This window comes from Methylomonas sp. BW4-1 (assembly GCF_052474385.1).
The window spans coordinates 2,198,048-2,222,148 of the sequence record NZ_CP184125.1; the positions used below are offsets into that span (position 1 = coordinate 2,198,048).

General features: G+C 49.4%; 25 protein-coding genes. 18 read left to right on the forward strand and 7 right to left on the reverse strand.

From position 1 onward, the window contains the following. Nucleotides 1-9: 9 nt before the first annotated feature. Nucleotides 10-309, reverse strand: a complete 300-nt coding sequence (locus tag ACH5Y9_RS10105) for an HU family DNA-binding protein (RefSeq protein ID WP_445369883.1) — start codon at nt 307-309, stop codon at nt 10-12. Nucleotides 310-456: 147 nt separating this feature from the next. On the opposite strand from ACH5Y9_RS10105, the gene ACH5Y9_RS10110 reads away from it, so the two are divergent. Beyond that, nucleotides 457-1,620 (forward strand): cysteine desulfurase family protein, encoded by a 1,164-nt coding sequence (locus ACH5Y9_RS10110; protein ID WP_445369512.1) that lies wholly within the window; start codon nt 457-459, stop codon nt 1,618-1,620. Between the two features lie 21 nt (nt 1,621-1,641). After that, nucleotides 1,642-4,176, forward strand: coding sequence for a DNA phosphorothioation-associated putative methyltransferase (locus tag ACH5Y9_RS10115; RefSeq protein WP_445369513.1), 2,535 nt, complete (start codon nt 1,642-1,644; stop codon nt 4,174-4,176). A 20-nt stretch (nt 4,177-4,196) separates the two neighbouring features. Here ACH5Y9_RS10115 and ACH5Y9_RS10120 read toward each other — a convergent pair whose 3' ends face one another. Together ACH5Y9_RS10120 and ACH5Y9_RS10125 are read right to left on the reverse strand one after the other, a co-directional pair. After that, a complete protein-coding gene (locus tag ACH5Y9_RS10120) occupies nt 4,197-4,625 on the reverse strand; it encodes a hypothetical protein (protein WP_445369514.1) in 429 nt (142 codons plus the stop codon). A 142-nt stretch (nt 4,626-4,767) separates the two neighbouring features. Further along, on the reverse strand, nt 4,768-5,589 hold the full coding sequence (locus ACH5Y9_RS10125) for a hypothetical protein (RefSeq protein ID WP_445369515.1): 822 nt from the start codon (nt 5,587-5,589) through the stop codon (nt 4,768-4,770). Here ACH5Y9_RS10125 and ACH5Y9_RS10130 point away from each other — a divergent pair. Next, nucleotides 5,578-6,492 (forward strand): helix-turn-helix transcriptional regulator, encoded by a 915-nt coding sequence (locus tag ACH5Y9_RS10130; protein WP_445369516.1) that lies wholly within the window; start codon nt 5,578-5,580, stop codon nt 6,490-6,492. The genes ACH5Y9_RS10125 and ACH5Y9_RS10130 overlap by 12 nt on opposite strands. Before the next feature lie 181 nt (nt 6,493-6,673). Continuing rightward, complete coding sequence (locus tag ACH5Y9_RS10135; protein ID WP_445369517.1) at nt 6,674-7,891, forward strand: NYN domain-containing protein; 1,218 nt, start codon at nt 6,674-6,676, stop codon at nt 7,889-7,891. A gap of 9 nt (nt 7,892-7,900) precedes the next feature. Here the strand turns inward: ACH5Y9_RS10135 and ACH5Y9_RS10140 are convergent, their stop codons facing one another. Beyond that, nucleotides 7,901-8,101 (reverse strand): DUF7706 family protein, encoded by a 201-nt coding sequence (locus ACH5Y9_RS10140; RefSeq protein ID WP_445369518.1) that lies wholly within the window; start codon nt 8,099-8,101, stop codon nt 7,901-7,903. Then, a complete protein-coding gene (locus ACH5Y9_RS10145; RefSeq protein WP_192394970.1) occupies nt 8,098-8,775 on the reverse strand; it encodes a hypothetical protein in 678 nt (225 codons plus the stop codon). Before ACH5Y9_RS10145 ends, ACH5Y9_RS10140 begins: the two co-directional genes overlap by 4 nt. 380 nt (nt 8,776-9,155) lie before the next feature. On the opposite strand from ACH5Y9_RS10145, the gene ssb reads away from it, so the two are divergent. The 10 genes from ssb (at nt 9,156) to ACH5Y9_RS10195 (ending at nt 18,628) form a co-directional block, all read left to right on the forward strand. After that, on the forward strand, nt 9,156-9,584 hold the full coding sequence (gene ssb / locus ACH5Y9_RS10150) for a single-stranded DNA-binding protein (protein WP_445369519.1): 429 nt from the start codon (nt 9,156-9,158) through the stop codon (nt 9,582-9,584). Nucleotides 9,585-9,730: 146 nt separating this feature from the next. Further along, nucleotides 9,731-10,780 carry a phage recombination protein Bet gene (gene bet, locus ACH5Y9_RS10155; protein ID WP_445369520.1) on the forward strand — a complete coding sequence of 350 codons (1,050 nt, stop codon included), beginning with the start codon at nt 9,731-9,733 and terminating at the stop codon, nt 10,778-10,780. Nucleotides 10,781-10,877: 97 nt separating this feature from the next. Further along, nucleotides 10,878-11,213 carry a hypothetical protein gene (locus ACH5Y9_RS10160; protein ID WP_313730894.1) on the forward strand — a complete coding sequence of 112 codons (336 nt, stop codon included), beginning with the start codon at nt 10,878-10,880 and terminating at the stop codon, nt 11,211-11,213. Further along, complete coding sequence (locus ACH5Y9_RS10165) at nt 11,210-12,211, forward strand: YqaJ viral recombinase family nuclease (RefSeq protein WP_445369521.1); 1,002 nt, start codon at nt 11,210-11,212, stop codon at nt 12,209-12,211. The genes ACH5Y9_RS10160 and ACH5Y9_RS10165 overlap by 4 nt, the downstream gene beginning before the upstream one ends. 342 nt (nt 12,212-12,553) lie before the next feature. Then, nucleotides 12,554-12,766 (forward strand): hypothetical protein, encoded by a 213-nt coding sequence (locus ACH5Y9_RS10170; protein ID WP_445369522.1) that lies wholly within the window; start codon nt 12,554-12,556, stop codon nt 12,764-12,766. 108 nt (nt 12,767-12,874) lie between these two features. Then, complete coding sequence (locus ACH5Y9_RS10175; protein WP_445369523.1) at nt 12,875-13,816, forward strand: AAA family ATPase; 942 nt, start codon at nt 12,875-12,877, stop codon at nt 13,814-13,816. Nucleotides 13,817-13,818: 2 nt separating this feature from the next. Beyond that, nucleotides 13,819-14,457, forward strand: a complete 639-nt coding sequence (locus tag ACH5Y9_RS10180) for a hypothetical protein (RefSeq protein ID WP_445369524.1) — start codon at nt 13,819-13,821, stop codon at nt 14,455-14,457. Nucleotides 14,458-14,670: 213 nt separating this feature from the next. Then, nucleotides 14,671-15,840: a DUF3150 domain-containing protein gene (locus ACH5Y9_RS10185; RefSeq protein WP_445369525.1), complete on the forward strand. Its 1,170-nt coding sequence runs from the start codon at nt 14,671-14,673 to the stop codon at nt 15,838-15,840. A gap of 84 nt (nt 15,841-15,924) precedes the next feature. Then, on the forward strand, nt 15,925-17,745 hold the full coding sequence (locus ACH5Y9_RS10190; RefSeq protein WP_445369526.1) for a VWA domain-containing protein: 1,821 nt from the start codon (nt 15,925-15,927) through the stop codon (nt 17,743-17,745). 349 nt (nt 17,746-18,094) lie between these two features. Then, the gene (locus ACH5Y9_RS10195) at nt 18,095-18,628 is read left to right on the forward strand and encodes a hypothetical protein (protein WP_445369527.1); all 534 of its coding nucleotides are present in this window, start codon (nt 18,095-18,097) and stop codon (nt 18,626-18,628) included. On the opposite strand, the gene ACH5Y9_RS10200 is transcribed toward ACH5Y9_RS10195, so the two are convergent. Then, on the reverse strand, nt 18,606-18,980 hold the full coding sequence (locus ACH5Y9_RS10200) for a hypothetical protein (protein WP_445369528.1): 375 nt from the start codon (nt 18,978-18,980) through the stop codon (nt 18,606-18,608). The two genes, ACH5Y9_RS10195 and ACH5Y9_RS10200, sit on opposite strands and share 23 nt — an antisense overlap. Nucleotides 18,981-19,143: 163 nt before the next feature. Here ACH5Y9_RS10200 and ACH5Y9_RS10205 point away from each other — a divergent pair, with 163 nt between their 5' ends. From ACH5Y9_RS10205 to ACH5Y9_RS10220, 4 genes are all read left to right on the forward strand, one after another. Further along, the gene (locus ACH5Y9_RS10205) at nt 19,144-19,428 is read left to right on the forward strand and encodes a hypothetical protein (protein WP_445369529.1); all 285 of its coding nucleotides are present in this window, start codon (nt 19,144-19,146) and stop codon (nt 19,426-19,428) included. A gap of 148 nt (nt 19,429-19,576) precedes the next feature. Further along, nucleotides 19,577-20,074 (forward strand): hypothetical protein, encoded by a 498-nt coding sequence (locus ACH5Y9_RS10210; protein WP_445369530.1) that lies wholly within the window; start codon nt 19,577-19,579, stop codon nt 20,072-20,074. A 114-nt stretch (nt 20,075-20,188) separates the two neighbouring features. Further along, nucleotides 20,189-21,868, forward strand: coding sequence for a DUF4942 domain-containing protein (locus ACH5Y9_RS10215; protein ID WP_445369531.1), 1,680 nt, complete (start codon nt 20,189-20,191; stop codon nt 21,866-21,868). Nucleotides 21,869-22,271: 403 nt separating this feature from the next. Next, nucleotides 22,272-22,745 carry a JAB domain-containing protein gene (locus ACH5Y9_RS10220; protein WP_445369532.1) on the forward strand — a complete coding sequence of 158 codons (474 nt, stop codon included), beginning with the start codon at nt 22,272-22,274 and terminating at the stop codon, nt 22,743-22,745. A gap of 384 nt (nt 22,746-23,129) precedes the next feature. Here ACH5Y9_RS10220 and ACH5Y9_RS10225 read toward each other — a convergent pair whose 3' ends face one another. Further along, nucleotides 23,130-24,026, reverse strand: a complete 897-nt coding sequence (locus ACH5Y9_RS10225; RefSeq protein ID WP_255188820.1) for a LysR family transcriptional regulator — start codon at nt 24,024-24,026, stop codon at nt 23,130-23,132. Nucleotides 24,027-24,101: the final 75 nt, after the last annotated feature.

Here is a 24,101-nt window from a genome sequence, read left to right on the forward strand (position 1 = left end):
GCCCAAACCTTATTGAACCGCGTCTTTCAAGCCCTTGCCAGCTTTGAACGATGGCAATTTTGCTGCAGCAATGGTAATCGCTTCGCCTGTTTGCGGGTTGCGGCCGGCGCGCTCTGCACGTTCTTTCACTTCAAAGGTACCGAAGCCGACCAAAGCCACGGAATCACCAGCTTTCAGTGCAGTTTGGATGGATTGGGTAATACTATCCAATGCGCGGGTGGCATCGGCTTTGGTCAGGTTGGCGTGGCTGGCGATGGCGTCGATGAGGTCGGATTTGTTCATAGTAGGTGTAGGTTGAAGATAAAAAATTGATTTTTATAAGATATGTTACAACTTTAGCAACTGGGTAATCGGCTGCAGAAAGTAAGTTAACAATATTTGAATTTTGCTTAACTTCATATTCTAAGCGAAGGGTTATATTATTGACCTATTTCTAACAACAACAAATCAATTATCTTGGCAAATCAGATTTACCTAGACTACGCTGCAACCACCCCCATGGCGCTCGAGGCCGTTGAAGCCCTTTGTGACAGCCTCACATTACATGGAAACTTCGCAAATCCTGCATCGTTGCAACACAGCTTTGGTGAACGTGCTAGTGAGCTGGTTGAAAACGCCAGATCTAAAATCGCTGGCTATTTGAAGTGCAAGCCAAGTGATCTACTATTCACATCCGGTGCAACAGAGTCCAATAACCTAGCTATTAAAGGTATCGCACTCGGTTATCAGAGCAATGGAAAACATATCATTACCTCGGCAAGTGAACACAAGGCTGTATTAGACACATGCAAGTATCTTGAGTCGATCGGTTTTAGTGTTACCTACCTGCGGCCTGATATAGAAGGCAAAATCAGTCTTGATCAAGTCCTCTCAGCGATATCGACAGAGACCATTCTGGTTTCGCTCATGCATGTCAACAACGAAACAGGTTACATTCAGAATATTGACCAAATCGCAAAAGCGCTTGAGCAGCAAGATGTCTTTTTTCATGTCGATGCAGCACAGAGTGCCGGTAAGCTGCCAATTGATCTCGCCGAATCGCCAATCGACTTACTTTCGCTTTCTGGGCACAAATTTTACGGCCCAAAGGGTGTTGGTTGCCTGTATGTTAGAAATCGAAAAGGAACTCATCTCGCCCCACTGTTCCATGGAGGCGGTCAAGAACATGGACTACGACCTGGCACTCTGCCAACGCACCAAATCGCCGGCATAGCAACAGCATTTGAACTGGCCAACAATGTCCGTGATGCTGATTATGAACACACAACAGCGTTACAACAGGCGTTTACCGAACAACTAGGCAAACTAGACGGCGTATATTTCAACGGAAACCAAGCGTGCAAGTTGCCTAATATCATTAATGTCAGCTTTGAAAGCGTTAGCGCCGATTCGTTAATCATTGCGCTCAGAGACGAAGTGGCTATCGCATCCGGATCAGCCTGCAACAGCGGTGCAGTCGAAGCATCGCACGTTTTAAGATCGATGGGCATTGAAGGGGATAGGCTATATGGTGCAGTGCGAATCAGTTTTGGACGCTACACTTCCATCGAAGAAATCACATGGGCCGGACAACGCATTGGTGAGGAAGTCACGCGTTTAAGAAAACTGGCATTGGAATAAACGGTAATAAGGCGTAACCGCATGTTCGGTAAAAAAGTTCTAACCAATGTTTATTGGCACTATAGTCTCACGGAATCACAAGCTGCCGAGGTTCAAGAGACCATCAAGACCGCTGAAGCCTTAGCCGATTTAAAACCGAGCCATGATTACAATGTCATCAAATACGATGGCAAATCAAGTATGCTGTCTTTATTATGGTACCCGAATTTCTTCGAAGAGCCATTTCCTGCTTTAGAGACGAGTTTTCGAATCGATCTTACCCAGCAAAAAGTCGAAAAACGTAGTTATCAAACTTCGTTAAATCCGCCTATATTACATCGCAAGGAATTATTACTTGGCCGCGATACACCAAACATCGAACAATTCAAGCAATTAACCGAGACCGCCGAGCAGCTAGGCTTATTCGAAAATCCCATAAAAATCGGCTTCAAACAAGCCTGGGATGCATTAATACGCGACAAGGGCTTTCAAATCATCGATTACCAATTTGTCCCGATTGGCAACGATGAATCGACTGACAGCCTTACGTTTGAATCATATGAAAGCAAAAGTATCGCCCGGCATCTCACGGCTCTTTCTCGCAGTAATTTATCTGCGCCGATGCAATGCCTAGCACGTCACGGATTTTTAGACGGATCATTAACTGTGTTCGATTACGGTTGCGGCAAAGGCGACGACATACGCAATCTATCAGATAATGCTATTAAGGTATCCGGCTGGGACCCGCATTACGCTCCAGAGCAGCCAAAGCTACTCGCTGATATTGTTAATCTAGGATTTGTGATCAATGTCATCGAAAACTATCAGGAAAGACTGGATGCATTGATAGGGGCATATAACCTGGCTAAACATGTCTTAGTGGTTTCAGCCATGCTATTCAACCAGAATGCATTTAGAGGCCAGGCTTTTAACGATGGCGTCATTACACAGCGCAATACCTTCCAAAAATACTTTACCCAAAGCGAGCTTAAAGAATTTTTAACGGATACCTTGGAAACGGATGCTATCCCTGTCGCCCCCGGCATCTTCTTTGTATTTAAAAATCAAGATGCAGAACAGCGCTTTTTGCTTGGTCGGCAGCGTAGCCAGCGCAACGTTTTACGCCTATCGCATAGACCTATTTCGCCGTCTGAGCCAAAACTGTCTCGAAATGAGAAGAAGTATCTGGCGTACAAACACCTTATCGACCCGTTATGGCAGAAAACTCTGGAACTCGGCCGGCTACCCGACAAATCGGAAATCGATTCTCTGATTGAACTCACAGAAGCCTTTGGCAGTATCAGCAAAGCCATTCGCTTCACACTAGACAACAATGAAGAAGCGCTGTTTGAACAGGCTCGGCAAAGCAAAATCGAGGATTTAATTACCTATTTTGCGTTACAGACCTTTTCAAAACGTAAACCCTACAAACATTTAGAGGCGGGGCTGCAAAGAGACATTAAAACCTTTTTCGGCGATTATCAAAATGCCATTGAAACAGCCAGATCAATTTTATTCAAAATTAGTAATGCCGAGCTCATTGCAGAAGCCTGTCAACACGCGACAGAGCAAGGTCTAGGATTTCTGGATGAAGGCGAGGCTCTCCATCTGCACACCAGCATGGTTCAGGAACTGCCTGCTTTGCTGCGGATATACATTGGTTGCGCCACGATATTGTATGGTGATATCGAACAAACGGATTTAATCAAAATCCATATTCAGTCTGGTAAATTAAGCTTGATGCGCTATGACGACTTTGAAAATCAACCCATTCCACGCTTGATAGAACGGGTCAAAATCAATCTCCGTGAACAAACATTCGATCTATACGAATACGGCGAGGAATTTGAACCGACTAATCTCTATCTAAAATCAAGGTTCATCAACGAGGAATACCCGCGCTACGCTGAACAACTCAATTTTGATGAACAGTTGCAAGCGTTAAACCTATTTGATTTGAGCGGTTATGGACCAAAACCAGAGCAGTTCCGGCAAACCTTAGCAGGCGCTCGCAGGGAAGTTGATGGCTTTGAACTGGTTCGTAGTCGTTCAATACCTGATCTCGATGAGCTGTGTGGAAGCAATCTGACTTATCGGCAACTCATCGAATGCGGGGAAACTCAACAAGCTACGGGTATATCCAATCTCCCCAAACAAGCCGATAGCTATAATGCGCTATACGATCTGGCAATCAATATAATCGACCCCGTGATCGATTATTTTGGCATGGTCAGGCTGACCTACGGTTTTTGTTCGCATGAATTGGGTAAGCACATCAACAAACGAGTGGCGCCTAAACTTGATCAACATGCCGCGCACGAACTGAACAGCAAGAAAAACCATATTTGTCCGAGACTTGGCGCTGCGGTTGATTTCATTGTCGACGATGAAAACATGCGAGATGTCGCAGACTGGATTAGCGAAAATACGCCATATGATCGGCTGTACTTTTATGGCGAAAATCGCCCTATCCATGTCAGCTTCGGCCCCGAACAAAAAAGAGAATATGTGGATTTAGTCATAGCTGACTCAGGGCGGCAGGTTCCGCGAAAACGGCAGGTTGCAAAAAATGTGTAACCTCTCTGTTTTCAGACGATTTATTCATCTTCGGCAGACATTGATACTAGATCCATACCTTTTGCAGAGATTGCTTCTTGCCAGTCCATTAAATCACTATCACTCATTTCTTCCCAACGAACATCTAACGCAAACATATTAATGAAGGCCTCTTCCATTTCTTCTACGTCCGTGAAAAGCAACATATCTTCTTCGTTTTCACTTGTACCAAGAGAAAAGATACTCCTTGCCTTCACGTAACCTGCATCAGGTGGTGATAGCTTCTTTATAGGCCAATCTCCGCCACAAAACAAAAACATTCCTGGAACGGGATAAACGACTCCATCTTTTGTAGCGATTGTACATTCCATTCCCATGTCTAATGTCCCTGTCAAATCAATCACAACAGGTCTAATTGACTTTAATACTTTGAGCAGATGCGATCTGTTTAAATCAAGTTTTTTGTTCATGACTAAGCATCTTCATCCTTCGTTAAGTCGAAAAAACAGCAATACAGCAAGTTGAAAAATGCTAAGTGAGCATCCAGAAACTATTTCCTGATTTCACTTGGTAATCTAGGCAAAATTTCGGCAAGTAAATAATGGACACCTACTAAGTCAGTCGATCAGAAAGTATTTGAATCAATTGTCTTTGCATTGTCAAAGGCCACTTTTCTATTCTGCCTAGTATTTCATCCATACTAATTTGATCGATATGAGTAGTTAATTGCGCTTCAATTGATTGAAGCGACTGCTTTTCTTCTTTAGTTAATTCAACAGGGGGATTATTTAAAGCCTTTAGTAGCTGCTCTGTGTCGTACTTCGTAAGATTATCGATTTTTTCCAATGATTGAAATTGTTTTCGCCAAGCCTCAAACTTTGACAATCTAAGTGTTTCTGCTAGATCAGCGCAACGTTTCCTCACTGCTACCAAATAATTATCAACTTTACTTTGGTCTTCATTAGATAAATATCCGGGAGCCTCTATAAGTTCTTTTTCTAAATTGGCACATTGAACAAGATCTAACAAATTTAGTTCCTCTACCAACTGCATTCTTGACGACAACCAGTCTGACGAGCGTTTTCTAGCCCTATTAATTCGTTCAGTTACTAAAGAGTTATAGACTGCCTGTAAATCCCATGCTGGTTCGATTTCATTGGCATCTAACAAACTGCTTAACTCTTCGAGCTGCCGTTGTCCCTGTTGATTTAACAGTTCTCCTAATCTTTCCGGGTTTAGAGCGTTACTCTCTCCCCACGCAGCCAGGTTGTTCAGAATCCGTTCTAACACTGTAACCATATCGGAGATTTCGTTTTCATCTGAAGTGCCGACAAAAATATCTCTCAACCGATTTGCTTTAACTAAAGTTCTGCGTAAACCGTTGGGGACATCGTCAATGATTTGCAACAACAAGGTTACGCCGTGGAAACGCACAGCATCCGCCGCGACATGAAATCCTTGCTGGAAACGTATCCGCAGTTGGAATGTAACGACAACAGTCATGGCAACGGCGAAGCGAAATCAGGCTTGGCCCATGGCTATCGCTGGGTAGGCAAGGATGAGCACACGCAGGGCGGCATTACCTTGCCGGAAGCCTTGTCTCTGGTGATGGTTGAGCGCTATCTGAGCCAATCGTTGCCGGTGTTACTGAATCGTCCGTTGCAAGACATTTTCCTTAAAGCGCAGCAAACCCTGGAACTGCATAAGAAAAGCCAGATTACCCACTGGCCGGAAAAAATTTGCGTGATTCAACCAGCACAACCCTTCATTTCACCTGACATTGATCCTGATGTTTTAGTGGCCGTGCATGAAGCCTTATTAAATGAAAAACAACTTCGCGTGACATACCGAGCAACACAGAAAGTCGATGCGGAACCTAAAATATACCGATTACACCCTTTAGGATTGATTCAACGCGGCCCCATCACCTACTTGGCAGCCATGGCCAATGACTATGTTGATGTGTACTTATATGCGTTACATCGCATGCAGGCTTTAGAACTTTTAGCGGAGGATTGTCGACAGCAGCCAGCGTTTGATTTAAACCTATTCGCGGCAAGTCAGGGCCATTTTGGTTCAGCATCGCCCATTCATTTCGAAGCGAAGATCTGTGACCATTTGGCCTTAATACTGCAAGAGTCGCCGCTCAGTGACAGCCAAACCGTTTCCGAGGCTGACGGATCAGGATTCAGGCGGTTAGCTGCCGATGTTCTGGATACTTGGCAATTACGTTGGTGGATTATGGGGGAAGCTGATCGGGTTGAGGTGCTGTTACCGATCGAACTTCGGCAGGATATTCAAGGCATGCTGACCAGAGCGCATGCTCAGTATTTGTAAAATTCATGCGACATATTACGGCGAATGGCTAAACTGTTATAGGCTAAGTCAATGTCACGCATTTAGACTGGTATCGCTTGTTTACTGCCCGGTTTAAAATCCAGGCTGAGCAAATTCAGAAAAGTTAAATTGTCAGGTTGTTTTTATTTCATATTAGGGAACTTGCGAGACACTACCCTCCATGACGCATCAAAAATCCAATCGAATTGCGGTATTCGTTGACGCCGAAAATGTCACAAACTGGATTAAGCACGACGGCGTCAGATTGCTGATGGAAGAACTAAATCAGCTTGGCCAGATTATTATCCGCCGTGCGTATGGTGTTTGGAGTAAGCCCAATTTGGCGATGCACCAAGCCGCTATCAATCAAGCGGGGTTTGAACTCATCCATTGTTACCATCCGGTGACCGGCAAGAATACGGCGGATATTCAAATGACGGTAGATGTCATCGAATGCGCTTGGCAATTACCGAACATTTCCTGTTTTGTGCTGGTTACCGGCGACTCAGACTTTACGCCAGTGTTTCGCCGACTGCGGGAGATGGACAAGGATGTCATTGGCGTTGGCCAGCATTCGACATTGAGCGAATGCGTGAAGACCTCGTGCACTCGGTTCATTTATACCGACGATGTTATTAAAACATTGGCCAGTAATGACGTTCTGCCACAAGCGCCCCTGGCGCCACAGCCATTACCGAATTCCCAAGCAACGCTTACGCTGGCAAAGGCTGATGAATTAGTCATTGCCCACTTGAAGGCATCGCCCACACCGATCAATGCCTCGCAAATCAAGACCTTCCTCAAGCAGCATGCAGCCGACTTCGACGAAAAGCATTACGGCTTTAAAACGTTTACCGATTATCTAAACGCCAACGACGCCATTGCAGTCAGCAAAAGCGGAACAGTTAATTTCGCCAGTCTGGCAAAGCCGATCCAACCGACCGAAAAAACCGAAGTCGTTGCAAGCGCGGAGGGTTATAAAGCCCTGTTAAAAAAATACAATACGCTGCCAGACAATGCCGATAGGCTAAAATCAATTTACAAACACGCCGTGGCCTTAAAGGATGTTTATCCTGATCCGGCACAGTTTAGAACGGCCTTATTCGATCTGTGCCATAAGGCTGACCCGAACATTAGCAAAACGACCGTGAACAAAGCATTTGCGTATTTTATGGTCATGGGACTGGTTCATACCGAAAAGGCTAAAGGTGGTGTCGATGCCGTTCGCGTGAAAAAAATGACACTCAAGGATTTTTTATTGAAATCCGACAAACTGGTTATCGCAAAGCTACTGGAACTGGGTAAAACCCAGGCCTTGGATTTGAAAGCCAAGGAAATTAAAAAGCTGACCCTATCAACAATCAGTAAAGACAGTATCAAAAAATTGATTGGTGAATGATGCCTCAGGTTACCTCGGGTCTATTCCATGTACTTCCAGGTTTCTTCTGATCATTTGGGTCACGGCCTGCATGCGATTGGCCTCCTCGTCATCGGCAGCCTGACTACGAAAATCAGCAAATCCAGTTCGCTTTAGAAATTGCGCCAAATCCCAAGCCTCCTGTTCGGATAACGGCACCCTCAAGCATATTTCATTGGCATTAGCAGTCATTGATCGCCGACCTTTTCCGAACTCGGAGATAATTCATTGTCATCAACCATTGAATCCTCGTCTTCGGAGATTCGTTCCGGCTCAGCCAACAGTCCTGACTCTTGTCGAGCCAATCTTACCTCTTCACCATGGCCTTGTTCGTACGCTGCTTGATGCGCATGCCTTTCCATTGTCACAATTTTATTGGCTAGTCGCTGCAACCGTTGCTGCCACTGGTAACGGGCATCAATGCAGTGTTTGTTGGAGATGACCTGGCATAGCCACAAGGTGTCCATCACAATCATCAATTGATCCAGCAATCGAATTAACTCGACGAATTGCGCAATCTGCGGCGAGGCGATTTTCGCCACAAATTCCCTGGGGTGCGTGTATGTCGGTGTTTCGGTGATGCCGTTGTCGGCCTTGAGTTTTTCTAACCGTAGTTTTTCCTGCTGCAGTTGCTCCGCGCATTCGGCAATCATCTGACCGACGATACTTTCGATTTCATCAACGGTTTCTTCCCGACCGATAATGCGCAGGATCACGTCGATCGCATACAACGAAACCATCAACCGGTTGTAGCTGTTACGGATGACGCGAATTGCTTGTTCGCTGTTGATGTTAAATGTGCGCTCGAATATCGGCCGACTGATATGAGGTCGCTTGCTTTTTTCTCGTACCTGTATTTCTGCCATGCCAGTACCTATTTGCATGATTTCATCAGGGGCAGATGATACGGCGTCTTTATTTCTGTCCTGTTCGCGAAATCGCGCTAATTATTGCGATTTCACGAACGACCTTTCGAAAAAATCTGCTCCAATAGCAACACCTTTCATGATGTGATTTTTCACATCTGAATCCGGCTTTGGTCGGCGTTCCGTTTTTAAGCGGCGACGGTGGTTATCCATCGGCGTGTCAGGTGCGTCAAGCCTGATGTGATGGTTGTGTTTTAGATTTTCATCCTGTCTGGGAGTGCGTATTCCTAGCCGGGAATATGCCTGCCGGATGTGACCCATCGCCGCGCAGGTGGGTTTTATTTTCACTTGTCGGGCGCGGCCGATAGGAGGACATCATCATGGCCAATCGTGGTGTAAACAAAGTCATCTTGCTGGGACGTCTCGGCGCCGATCCGGATATTCGCTATTTACCGAATAACGGCGGCAAAGTCGTGGCGGTGCGTTTGGCAACCAGTGAGGTTTGGAAAGATGCAAAAAACGCCAAACAGGAACGAACTGAATGGCACCGGGTCGTGTTTTTTAAAAAACTGGCCGATACCGCCGGCGATCTTTTGAAGAAAGGCAGCAAGATCTATGTGGAAGGCGCTCTTCGCACCCAGCAATGGGATAAGAACGGCGAAAAGCGTTATCGCACGGAAGTGGTTGTGCATGAGTTGCAACTACTCGATCGCCCAACTGTGCCTGCATCGGCAAACGGTTCCTTATCGAACCCGGTATCAGACGATGCCGATTGGGATGACGAGTATGCCGATATGCCGCTCAACTAAACCCAGCTATTCATGAGCTGCCGCAAGCGCGGGTAAATTTTAACGGACTGCCGACCCGTTTTTGCGGTGACGGCTTTTCAACCCAAAGGGGACGACTATCCCCGTTGGGGCGATGGCGTTCCCTTTTTTATTGAAGGAGACCCACCATGAGCCAAAACAACCGCAACACCTTACCCAAAACCCGTGACTTGCCGATGCCAGCTGTTGTCCAGCAAAGCTACGGCCTCTCGGAGCAATCCTGGAAAGTGTTGACCGAAGTTACATTTCCGACCGCCAAAACCCCGGAAGCCATTTTGATGGCGCTGGATTATTGCAAGGCCCGCAAGCTCGACATCTTCAAAAAGCCGGTGCATATCGTTCCGATGTGGAGTGCCGCTTTAGGCCGCAATGTCGAAACCGTCTGGCCGTCCATCATGGAAATCCAGACTACCGCGTCCAGAACCGGTGTTTGGGCCGGCATGGATAGACCTGTCTGGGGTCCGGATATCACCAAAACCTTTACCGGCCGCTACAAGGACGACAACGAGCAATGGCAGGAATCCAGTGTCACCGTGACTTTCCCCGAATGGGTGGCGGTTACTGTGTACCGGATCGTCGGCGGCAAACGCTGCGCCTTTACCGAGGAAGTTTACTGGCTGGAGGCTTATAGCACGGCCGGCGGTAAAAACTCGCAAGTGCCGACCGCCATGTGGATCAAACGCCCCAAGGGGCAATTGGCCAAATGCGGTAAAGCGGCGTCCTTGCGCGCAGCCTTTCCTGAGGAATGCGGTTATGCCGCCGAGGAAATGGATGGCAAAACGCTCGATGATGTTGTCGACGGTTCGGTGATCGATGGCGAGGCGACGCATTGGGAAACCGATGTTGGCCAAGCGGGTGATTGGTTTTCCGGGTCATCCGAACAAACGCCGCACGTGATCGACGTATCGCAAATCCATCCCAAGGTGCAAAAAGCCGTCGCTGAGCTGGTAAGGCGTACAGCAGCAGCCGGTGCCTGGAAAGCGGCCTACGACTATGCCCACCAGAAGTTTAAAGGCATCGATCTGACCTTTGCCTTGGCCGAGTTGGATAAGGTATCGAAGGTTGATCCCAAGGCAACACCAGCCCTGGAACAAACCGAAAACACTGGCATGTCACCCTTGTCCGCGAAAGACATGGCCATGAATCAGGCCCGTCAAACCCTGGGACACGCGGCGTAGAAACGCTGCAATCCTAAATTCTTTAACCACCCACGAGGGCGTCATGATTCGCCCACTGGGTAGGACATGACGCTCTTTGTTTTTATCAGGAGAGGTCATGAATACAAACGATCAATCATTGAACCGCGTGCCCTGTCATACCGACTGGCAACGTTACGATTCACCCACGGTGTTACGCCGTCACGGCCGAGGTTTTCTGGAACGCCTTTGGCGACCCCAGAGCAACGAACCCAATCCGCAACCTTTGAGCCAGCCAGAACTAACGACACTGGCCGAGAGTTTTGGCGGTGTCTGTCTACCGGCGCAAGACGAAATGCTGTTGCTATTCGGTGATGGCCATTGGGCCCGGCGTTGCCAGACCCAGTTGCACAAGCTCGGTATCGAGACGGTGCGCTTTGGTTGCCAGGTGCAGTTGACCGGATTCTCGCGATGAAGGTCATTGACGTTTCGCAACGTTCCGACGCCTGGCGCCAATGGCGATTACAAGGCGTCAGTGCCAGCGAAGCCGCCATCGTCATGAATCGTTCGCCTTACAAAACCCCTTGGCGGCTCTGGGCAGAAAAGCTCGGCCTGGTGCTGGAAGCCAGCCTGGACAACAACCCGTTGATCCGCGCCGGCATCCAGCAAGAGCCCGAGGCTTTGCAACGCTTCGAGGATAAACACGAGCTGATGTTGTTGCCGCTGTGCGGCGAGTCGGAACAGTATCCCTTGATGCGGGCATCGTTCGACGGCTTGTCCGACGCGAATGAGCCCGTGGAAATCAAATGTCCGCACGAGACCACGTTTTTGGATGTGCTGTTGAATCGGGAAGCGTCCGAGGCCTATCAACTCTATTGGTGCCAAGTCCAGCAACAACTGCTGGTATCCGAAGCACAGCGCGGTTTTTTGTTTTTCTACCACCAAGGCCAGGACATCGAGTTTGAAATTCAGCGCGATGAGTCTTTTCTCACCCAGCTGGTCGATAAAGCGATGGATTTCTGGTCGGCGGTCAAATCGAAAAAGGAGCCGAGTAAGGATCCCGAACGTGATTTGTATTTACCCAAAGGTGATGCTGAGCCGCAATGGCAACAGCAGGCGGCGAGTTATCGCAATCGTGCCGTGAAAATCGCGGATTTGAAAGCGGAGCTAGCCACCTTGGAGGCTAGTCAGGCGGCCATTGAAAACACGTTGGTGTTGCTAATGGGTGATTACGTGGCCGCAGAGCATTCCGGATTGCGGATCAGCCGGTTTCAAAGCCAGGGTGCTATCGATTACAAGGCGGCACTGCACGCCTTGCAACCGGATGTTCAGGCTGCGGCACTGGAACGCTATCGTAAACCGTCTGCCACGCGCGTTCGCGTGACCTGCCGGGATGACGACGGTAAACATGCCGAAGTGCCGTTCGATGCTCAAGCCTTGAAGGACCTGGCAGGTGTGGACTTTTGGTTTTGAGGGGGCGCTTCAAGACATCCTGTAACCCTGGTGGTTACGGGATGTTCATTGGTTGACGACCGGCTAAGAGTGTTGACGTCGGACACCTGATGAAATCCTTCAGTTTAGGCCTGTCGGTTTTAGGCTGGGCTTTTAAAAAAGTCCAACCCAAAACCCGCATCGTTCAGGTATTCCCTTCGTGGAATCCCGAATCCGGTTTCGACCGGCGTTCCGTTATTAAGCGGCATGAGCGTTTGCCTCGTGTGCCAGGTGCGTCAAGCCTGGTGTGTTTAGTTTGTCCCGTTGGGGTTCATCACCCTCACGGGACTCGGTGACCCCTAATAATCATTGAAGGAGGTCATCATGAATCACGACTTTTGGAAAACCTTGCACGGCTGGTTGAACGTTGCGCATAGCGACGACATTCATGCCAAAAAGCGGTTGCTGCTGGAACTGCACGGTCAAATCTCGGACCCCGGTTTGAGAAGCGACATTCAGCGCATCCTGCGTTTGATGGATCGGGAGCTGTTGGCCCGCGCCGAATGGGCGATGTACTGCGTCATGCAGTTACGTTAATTTTCTATCTACCCTGGTTTGCCAGGGTTTAATCACCCGTTGGGGCTCATCACCCCTCGGGGCGGTGCGCCCCTTGTTTTTCTGAGGCTAGCCCTCGAGGAGCTCACCATGTACCAACACTATTCCATTGCCGACACGTTCGGCATTCAGGCCCCTGCTTCCATGAAAGTGGAAGGCTTTGCCCCCGGACAAAATACCTATGTACCGGCGCAAAAACCCTATGTGTTTCGCAAGGATCACTTACGCGATGTGTTGGCGTTTTTAGGCGCACACAATGGCGACGGCCTATACCTGACCGGCCCCACCGGTTCCGGTAAAACCTCGTTGTTGGAGCAAGTCGCGGCGCGTCTACATTGGGGCGTGCATTCGGTCACCGGTCACGGTCGGCTGGAACTCAACGATCTGTTGGGTCAGTACATGCTGGTCGACGGCGGCGCGATGAAGTGGATCGATGGTCCGTTGACCCTGGCAGTCCGCCTGGGTCATGTGTTGTTGATTAACGAAATCGATGCCATCGATCCTGCCGAGCTGATCGGCCTGAATGAAATTGTTGAAGGCAAACCGTTGACGATTCCGCAGACCGGCGATGTGATTACGCCGCACCCTAAATTCCGTTTGGTGGCCACCGGCAATAGTGCCGGATCGGGTGATCAGTCGGGCTTGTACCAAGGGGTGTTGCGGCAGAACCTATCGTTTTTAGATAGATTTCGACTGATGGAAGTCGGCTACCCCGAACCCGAAGACGAAATGAAACTGTTGGCCGATGTAGTGCCGAGTATGCCGGAAACGGTGCGCGAAAGCATGATCAAAGTCGCCAATCAGATTCGTAAAGTCTTTATCGGCGGTGCCGATGGCAGTGGCATGTTGTCAGTCACGTTATCGACGCGCGGCTTAGTGCGTTGGGCGTCACTGGTGGCCACCTTCAAAAGTGCGCCTAATGCCTTGGCGTATTCCTTGGACCGGGCCTTGACCTTCCGAGCCGAACCCGCCGAACGCGAAGCGATTCATCGCATCGCCAAAGATGTGTTTGGCGATGACTGGCAGATCTAGTCATGGCTGCCTGGAATCTCTATCGTCATCGTAATACTGACGGCAGCTCCAAGGACTGGGCGGTCAAGAGTAATTCGGATGGTTCGATCACCACCCGTTGGGGCAAAACGGCATCCAAATTACCGGGTGTCAGGCACCGACGCGGGATTAGGCAATTCGACATCGAAACTCAAAAACAGGCCAAGGGCTATGTGTTTGTGGCCGTGGTGGACATTGACGGTGACGGCAATGTGGTGTTTCCGGGTAAGACTTCGGCAACTCAATCACAAGTGCCAGAGCCTGATTCAAATCCAGAGCCCATGCTAACGCCGCCAGTTGAGTCGCTGTATTGGACCATTGATTGCCATGCCAAGCAGGCGGTTCGAGTGGACTTGGGTATCGAGGTCAGGCGACTGATCGGGATTATTCAATCCGTATCGGATCAGCACTCTAAGCCTGAAAAAGACTGGGATGGCTGGCAACAGTGGATTGATGCAACCCTCAATGCCGAAATCTTTGATCTGAGCGGCCAGATTAAATCAGCGCATGGCATTCTGCCTTGGTTGTTTTTACTGGCATTGAAAGCAAAAGGCTTTAAAGGCGTGGACATTGATATTGCCACCGAAACCGCCCGAGATCTCTCGGTTCGATCTGAAAGCTGAACAGGACGTGCTGGCATTTTTCGGCACTGATCTGGACAGCATTCGGGACACCGCAGAAGTCTTAGGTTTGCTCAAACCCCGATTAAATCTGGCAGCGGCCATGTCCGACACGGACGACTGCTGGTTTTAACCGGTTTGTTATTTTCATTTAACCCTACAGGGGCACATCGACCCCAGCGGGGATGGGTGTGCCTCTCATTTTAGGAGGTTCCCATGTCTCATGAAACGCAAATCATCTTAGACCGCGTGGTCTTGGTAAAAGTGGATGCCAATATTTATGGCGCTCGCAAGAAACTGAAAAAAGAAGACCTGGTGCTGGCCGATGGTAGCAAATTGCCGCCAGAGGATTTAGCCAGTTTAGGGTCTAAACGTTTGCTCGATCCCGATAAGCTGACGGTGTTCAACCGTCTGAAGAAGGAAGCCGAACGCATTTGTCTGCGCGTCGGTACCCGCTTTCTGGGTGGCTTTGCCGTGCCGGTTGAATCGGCCGCCAGTATTACCGCGGAACTTGAGCGTATCGGGCTGGATTTTGCTGCGGCTAAAACCGAGTTTATTGCCGGTTACGATGCGGCGGTGACGGACTGGGTGGTTCGCCATCCGGAATTTGCCGACATTATCGAGCAAGCGGTGGATTCGGTGGAGTTTGTCTCGACGCGGTTGTCGTTTGACTTTCTGGTGGTCAGTGTCGGGTTACCCGAAAGCTTGCCGCCGGCGGATGTCGCGCGTCTGGACAGCAAAATCGGTTCGCTCAGTGAGCAGATGTTTTACGAAATTTCTGTGGAAGCCAACCATCTCATCGAGCAGTCGTTGCTGGGCAAAGAACAAGTCACCCGCAGCGCGTTACGGCCGATTCGTCGTATGCGGGACAAGCTAGATGGGCTGGGTTTTCTGGACTATCGGGTGGCACCCGTCGTCAGCACCATTGACGATCTTCTGGCGAGAATCCCCACCAAAGGCGCTATTGAAGGCAGTATTTTGCAGGAGATTTTAGCCACCGCGATGCTGTTGTCTGATCCGGATAAAACCCGTCGGCACGGCGAAGGATTGTTGGTTAATCAAACACCTGTTGTTGAAGAGATGGACGCTGATGAAATTATCGATTATGCGGAGCCTGAGCCACCAACACCTATCATCTCTGAAACCGATTCAGACAGTCCCGATTTTACCGATCTGTTTGATGGCATCTTTGACGATGAACTTGAAGCGGAATCGGCTGCGGATATCTGGGCGATTGAGGTCTTGCTGGATAAAAGTCAGACCGATCTAAAAACCGGTAACGATAACGATGAATCCAACCAATCGGAGCATTCAGCAGAACCTGAAACGGTGACTGCAGGAAGCAATGACGAGGCGGATGATTCTGACCAGGATTATTGGTTCTGATCTGACGCCATTTAACACTTCACCCATTGGGGCAAATTCATGTCCCGCTGGGGCCGTGGTTTGCCCTGACTTTTGGAGCACACCATGAAAAATAAAACCTTACACCATGCATTCCCCATTGTTGCAGCGGCCATTGGCAATCGCTTTGGTATTAAAGTCAGTGTCGGCGGTAATCAAGCTTATACCGATGGAAAATCGATTCAATTGCCAGCTTACGAGGGTGACGATCCGAATTATCAGGATATTGCCTGGGGCCTGTTGGCCCACGAAGCCGCGCATATTCGTTATTCGGACTTCAGTTTGCGTTATGGCAATTCAGTCTTACGGAGACGGTTATGCAATGCGATTGAAGATGTCCGCATCGAGTACGAACTGGCGAAAGACTTTCCGGGTACTCGACTGACGATAGGCACGGTGATCGAAAAAATGATTGCCAAAGGCGACTTTGTGGCCGCCATTGAAAGCGATCATCCGGCCAACATTTTATATGGATTCGTGTTGAAAAGTTTGCGTGCACGGGTACTGGGTCAAACTGCCCTACAACCTTTGGTCGAGCAAACCGAACTGGCACTAAGAGCGAAGTTTCCGAAAGGTGGCGTAACGCGGTTGAAAGGCTTGTTGTCGGAAGTCCCTGAGGGCTTGCAATCGGAGAGTGATTGCTTGCAGTTGACTGATCGCATCCTGACCATGATTGAGCAGGAATTCGAGCAACAACGGCAGCAGAACCAAGCACAGCCATCGGCAGATGAGGAAAACACGCCTGATCCGTATCATACGGCTCAGGATGCTGAATCAACCGATTCGGACGATTCGAATGGCTCTGATTCCCGGGATGAAATGGAGCCTGATAAACAGTTACCCAACGACACTGACGGCGAATCCTCGGCAGAACCAGAAGGTAATATTACGTTGGATCCAGAAAATTCTGACGATGAATCGGCAACGCCATCCAACAGTTCGACAACCGATCCGCAAGGCGAAGATGAAGAAAACGCGGAGATTGCTGACCCGATGGGCGTCTTACAAACCCTGTTGTCCGCTGGTGACAGTGACATCGAGCAGGATGTGTTTGAATCGCTGAAATCGGCCTTGTCGTTGGCGTCAGAAAATGGTTCGGAATTGCTTATGCCCAGTGGCCTCGAGCCACCCATGGACGAGCGGGCCGGTGCGTTTTTACTGCGCAAGGTGCAAGGCGAATCGGGAAAAATCCGTGCTGCTTTGCAAGGCCTGGTGCAATCGCAAACCTTAAACCGGTCGCAACATGCGTGTCGTGGACGGCGGCTGGATGGCAAGCGTTTACACCGTTTGCCACTGGGCGAAACCAAGCTATTTCAGCGCAAGCAGACCAAAGCGTCACCCAATACGGCCATTCATCTGTTACTGGATAAATCCGAAAGCATGGGTTATCAGGTTTCGGATAGCCAGGGGAAACCCATCGGATCGCCTATGCCGATTGCGTTGGAAGCCACTTTGGCATTGGCCTTGGCCTTTGAAGGAATTCCGGGGGTTAATCCTGGTGTGACCGCGTTTCCAGGCCATCAAAATGATTCGGTGTTCCGATTACTGGATCATGGTCAACGCGTGAATGCTCGCACCGGTGCTTTTTCGCTGGCCGCCGCCGGCAGTACGCCGATGACTGAAGCGATTTGGTTTGGTGCGGCGTCACTGCTGCGTTGCCGGGAACCGCGTAAAGTGTTGATGGTGATGACCGATGGTCAGCCCAATGACACGTTGAGCACACTAGAACTGTTACAGCGTTGCCGCGATAGTGGTATTGAAACGGTCGGTGTAGGCTTGGGACTGGATGTCAGTCATCTGTTCCCGATTGCCATCACCATTAACGATCTTTCAGAGCTGAGAGCGCAATTGTTCGAACTTTCGAAAGCGGTGTTGTTGGCGGCGTAAGTATCGGCCAGTCAATTATCCGTAGCCCAATCCTTAGGTATTAACCTGGTGATTGTGGCTATGGGTAGCTGATTGCAACCGCAGTTTGTCGAATGCACTCACTTACCTGGAGCCCATTCGACAAACAGACATTTCATGCATTCTTTCCAGAATGCTGAATCCGGCCTTGGTCGGCGTTCCGCCATTAGGCGGCGAGCACGTTAAACCGTGATCGTGTCGGGTGCGTTAAGCCCGATGTAAATCGCAGTGGTACGACCCTCTGCAAATCCTAATCCCGCTTCGGGCGATCATCGCCCGGTCAGGGGCTGTTCATTCGAAGTGTTTTTTAAATTTTTAAAGGAGAACTTCAATGAACTTTATTTTTGGTGTCATCTTACTGGCTATGTTCATCCTCGCCTTGCGAGTAATTTGGGCAACGGCATTGCAACTGCTGGGTGCGTTGAAAAATGCGGCTCAAATGTTGCGCAGTTATCAAAGCAAGCGCCAAGCACGACATCGGCTACCGGTCATCATGCCACGTAGTCGCGATGACATGGATTGGTTGGCGATATCGGATTCGGTGCGTCAGGAAATTCAGACACGTAATCACGGTGTCAATCGTGAGGCTGTTCGACTGGAAGCACAATTACAGGCTAAGTTAAAAACCATCGAGATCTATGAGGCGGATATTCAAATCGCCAAGCTCGAACGGGAATTATTGAAGATCAAACCAGTGATCGAAAGTCCCGAGCCTGAAGTCAAAAAACCTCGGCGCTCGAAAAAGCAATCGGTTGCGGTTTCTGACTCAGCGGCCCAGAAAATTCCGCATCAGGTATCCCAATTACGGGCAGCACTAAAAGGCAATGGTTTATCCGTGCCGGTCAGTGAGTCTGTCCGCCATTGAAAACCGCAAGCGTCGCGCCGGTTTGTGTCATCACGGTGCGAACTGGTTTTGCCAAATCATTCTTGGGTTCGTTGAAACGAAAGCCGTCCGGCAGCAGCGATTGGAGATCCACAAAGGTTTCCCGTCGCAATTGTCGAATATTGCTCAACAACTCCCAAGCTCGCTTCGGATCATCGATGTTTTGCAAAACATCGGCTTCCGCGGCATCCAACTTGGACAAAATGGTTTTGCATAGATTTAACGCATTCAGTTTGGGATCAAGCGGTATTGCCATCGATTTTCGTACTGGTTGCGTGCTCTCGGTCTGCTTAGGACTGAGAAAATCAAAAATGCGCAAAATATCGTCAAACATGGCTGTTTCTCTGCTTTTAATGAGTTTTAGCCACCATATACCGATTTTTGTGTGAACTCAACCCCGCTGTATGAGCTAATTTCTGGCTTTGAGCAGCGTTTTTTACCTGCAGGAACACCATCCTGCCGGGTGGTCGTTCCTGCATTTTTTGGAGGAATTGACCATGTCATCGATAGTAGAAAATGGCATTAGCCATTCGCATACTCACAATAATGCCGTTCGCTATCTGAATCAGTACCGCTGCCCTTACTGCCAAACCGAATGGAAGGATGTTTGGGATTGCGGCTGTAACGATCGCTGTCCGGATTGCAACAAGGAAATCGAGCCTTATGAAAGCGCATTGATCGCGGGTGACTCGGCGGAAACCGAGTTGCCGTGCGATGGACTGTCCTTGGCCAATGCCATGCCGGAAGTCTTAGGAAAAACTGCGCTGGAAATTCATGCCTAAAAATGCACAGGAAGTAATGTGCGCAATATGTAAACGCCTAAGTTAGCCAAGTCACTCGATTCGGCGCTCAGTGTTATCCACCCACACGGGAATGTCCTATTCCCGCTGGGGAATCGTGATGTTTCCGTTTTTCATTGAGGACAACATCATGAATCAAATCTTTGAACACACCTTTAGCACGGGTCATTGCATCCAGTATCAGCGATTACCGTCCGGCACCTGTTACCACGCCGATACACCGGAACCGGTGGTTGAGTTGTTGGAACAGCTTCGCCATAGCCGACGCAAAATTCGGCTGTATTACGGCGATATCCAAACCGGGCAGTCCTGGCACGATGAACACGATGTCATCGGCTGGATCGGCCGCTCTATGGGATCCATCAAAGTGCCGCTGTTGATCGAACCGGGTGATGTTGGTGGTCCAGCGTTATTGGATCAGTGCATCGTTCGCATTGATAGTCCTCGCCAAGTGCTTTACCAACACGATGATTTTCGGGTTGGCGAGGTGGAATTGGTTAGAGGTGAGCTTAACCGCTTGCCGTGGGAAATCTGGATCGACGGGAGCGTGCATGCCCGGTTCAAAGTAAAAACCGAAGCCCGGCAGTATCAGGACTTCATTGAAGGCAAGCGGTTCGCGTTGATCTGACGCCCCGTTTTGATTTTGACACTCGGTTAAGCCGGGTTTTTCACACTACCCCTGCGGGATGATTTTATCCCGCCAGGGATACATCGGTCGTCAGGGGTCTTATCGGAGATCACCATGAAAGACAATCTTCAGTATTACCCAACGCCGGAAGCGTTAAGCATCAAGGCTTGGGAAACCTTCAAGAACAAGAATTTTGTGCGTGTATTGGAACCCTCTGCCGGGGAAGGTCATTTATTAAAACCCAGGCCATATAAACGGTGGCAGCAAATTCCAGTCGATTGCATTGAAATCGATATCAATAAACACCCGATCTTGCGTTCGCTTGGGTTTTCGGTAGTGGGTATGGATTTTATGCAGTTCAAAAGCGGCAGTCTGTATTCCCATGTGTTGATGAATCCCCCGTTTACCGACGGCGTACAGCATGTGCTGAAGGCGTGGGAGATTCTGTTCGACGGTGAAATCGTGGCCATTCTCAATGCTGAAACCTTGAAAAACCCGTTTTCCAAGGAACGAAAGCATTTGCTTCGATTGGTTGAACAGTTTGGCGAAGTGGAATACTTATCGGACATGTTTGCCAGCCAGGATGCCGAGCGCAAAACGGATGTGGACATCGCCCTGGTCTGGTTGAAGAAAACCTCAACCTTTGAAGAGGCGCTGTTAGGCAACATCCTCGACGACTTACGTCGCGATCAAGTGAGCGCCGAGGATTTGGCGGGCGATTGCCAGCCCATTCATGAACTGGCGTTAGCCAATGCCTATATCGACAATGCGGTGCTGATGTTCAATGCCGCCGTCGAAGCAGCCCGGCAATCGGTGTTTAGCGAGGCCCGTGCCATGCGCTATCGTAAGATGCTAGGACAAACGCTCGGTGAATTGAATGGCGATGCGGCAGTCAAATCCTCTGGCACCCCGCTGGATTGGGTAAAAACTCAGCTGTATACCGATTACAGCGTTCTAAAAGATCGTGCCTGGTCCGGTATTTTGCGATCCACGCAGGTCACCTCGCGGTTATCGTCGGCGGCGCAGAAACGCTTGGAGTCGGACTTTGAAGCGGTGAAGTCCTTGGAATTTACCGTGCCGAATATCTATGGCTTTCTGCAAGGCATCATCGATCAGCAAGGTGAAATTCAACTGAGCATGGTGTGCGATGTGTTTGATCTTATCACCCGCTATTACAGTGAAAATGCGGTGTTTTACATGGGCTGGAAAAGCAATGACAAACATCGCACCTTGGGCATGCGGATCAAGACCACTCGATTCGTTCTACCAGGGCACAAAGTCGAGTCCTATCATAATAGCCTGAACTGGGAGTCAGAACGTCTGCTAGCCGACTTCGACAAGGTGTTTGCCTTGCTCGATGGTAAGATCGAAGCGGACGTGAGTTTGGTGTCGGTGTTTCGACAGCATTTTCACGAACTTCGAGTTGGAAAACGGATCGGTGGCAGTTATTTTGACGTTCGCTATTATTCGGGCGTCGGCACCATCCACTTTTTTCCGAAGAGCAAAACCCTGATCGACCGGATGAACCGTTGGGTTGGCCGCCAGCGCCGCTGGTTGCCGCCCGTGGAAAGCCAAGCCGGACAAGGTTTCTGGCAGCAGTTCGAACAGGCCGAATCGTTCGACAGAGCGTTTCACACCGAAGTGAACAAGCAGTGTCCTCGCAGTAGACCGGCATGTCCATTTCGATCCCTTTTGGGCGATCAAGCACGGCGGCGAGTCGGAACTGGAAAAAGGTCATCGTCTGTTAACCCAGGCGATGAGCACGGTACTTGCCAGCCGGGGCATCGATCCTGATGCGGTATTGGAAAACGAACAATCCAGCTTGCTGGAATGGACAGGCGCATTACCCTCTTCTACAGACTTGGCTCTGACATCGTAATCCGGTGTTTGACTGGTCTTTAACTTAACCACTGGCCTAGCCAGTATCACCCACCTCGGGGAGATGATCCGTTCTCCCCGTCGGGGTTGGACTGTGTCGTGTCCTTGGGGCTTTTTTATTCGAGGAAACCCATTCCCAAACACCTGACGCAAGAGAGGCGTCAACTTAAGTTTTATTAGCGAAGGATGCTTCAGCGGACGGCCAACGTTTGCGGGCATCGCTGACAACGCTTTGCACATTTTTGACAACCCTTCCGGAGAAAGTCCACCCCGGAAGGGGACGGCTTTCTCCACATTTTAAGATTACCGGAGAAAGCCCATGTTATACATTCGAGGAACCAATAATCGTTACCGTATGGCCGATGAACAGGATGTCATCTTGGAGGCCATACAGATCTACAACCGCACGTTCAGTCGAGGCGAAGCCTTAACCAGTCCGGACAAGGCGAAGGACTGTATCAAATTGAAATTGGCGCCGTATGAGCACGAAGTATTTGTGTGTCTGTTCTTGGACAATCAACACCGGGTCATCGCGTGCGATGAATTATTCCGGGGGACGATTGATGGCGCTAGCGTGTATCCGCGCGAAGTTGTCAAGGCCTCCATGCACTACAATGCTGCGGCTATGACCATGGCGCATAACCACCCGTCGGGGATCAGCGATCCCAGTCAGGCCGATCGCGTGATTACAGCAAAACTTAAAGAAGCCTTGGCCTTGATTGACGTTCGCGTACTTGATCACTTCATCGTCGGCGAAACCGTGTTTTCCTTCGCGGAGCATGGTTTGTTGTGAAAAGTTATTGGTGCCGAAACGATTCATCGGTATCCAAGGCAAGCATATGTATGAACGAAGTTGAGCAATGGATTCGCCATTGGTAACCATGAGGCGGCATTGATGCGACTTCGTATAATGAAATAAAACCCACGTCTCTCCAGGATCAGAAGCTAAACATTGCTCTGGTTTCTGGGGAGACTAACTCGATTAACGGTCGGTCGTCATTTAGCTCAATCGACCTATTTTTGCCACTTGCGATTCTCCAAAGATACCAGTCTTTCGAAGCCAGATTCTGGCACTGGAGGGACTATAAAGCCGACGTTAGCGACCTCACACAATCGGCCAAAAGCAGGCAATGAATATCCTTAACGGAATGACCGGAATTTTACTCAAAGCTGAATTTCAACTCCATGAATTGATCTTTGGTTTACGCCCTTCCAATAAGTCGATTTCGTTAGTCAAAAATTCGACCATGCGATCTCGAAAGATACGAACTCGTGCGGTGGTACGTAAATCAACATGACTGAGAACCCATACGTCATAACCGGATTCGATATGCTCGACTGGGACACGGACCAACTCATCCGCTTCATCGGCCAGCGAACAAGGCAGCAAAGCCAAGCCCAAACCTTCCCGGCACATTTCAAACATGGCTACGCTGGAATTCGTCCGATATGCCCGTTTGAGTTTCGGAAAGTTTTTCGTTATCCAATTGGGTAAGGTGGCGCCATCACCTATCCAAGTGATGCAGGGCGGCATTTCAGTTGACAGGTTTTTCACTAATTCCGGGTGACCGTAGACAGAATAGGCAAGCCGACAGATGCGTTTGCCCACCACATTCGGCGGTGGCTCCATAATGGCGTGAATCGCAATGTCGGCCTCGCGGCCAGCTAGATTCAAGACTTCTTCGGCAGCAATCAACACGAAATCGACATCAGGATAGTCGCGTTTGAAATCGCGGATGACAGGGAATACGAATCGCTTGGCGCAAACATCGGAAACCGTCAATTTGATGACTCCCGAAACGTCTTCCGAATCGCTTTCTATTTTCCGATGAATGGCGTTGGCTTGGTTTGCCATTTCTTCGGCAAGCATAACGATCTTTTCCCCAACCGGTGTGATTAGCCAACCTTTGGCTGTTCGGTCGAACAAGGCTTTGCCTAATTGATTTTCCAGCTGAGCAATCCGGCGACTTACGGTTGATTGATTAACGCCGAGGCGTAAGCCTGCTTCGGTCACATTGCCCGAGCGGACCACTTCGATGAAATAGCGTAGATCGTCCCAATTCATGTTATGCATATTTGCAAAAGCCTTATGCTAAATTCGATATTTGCCATGCATTTTAATCGATAGCACATTACGATACAATTTATA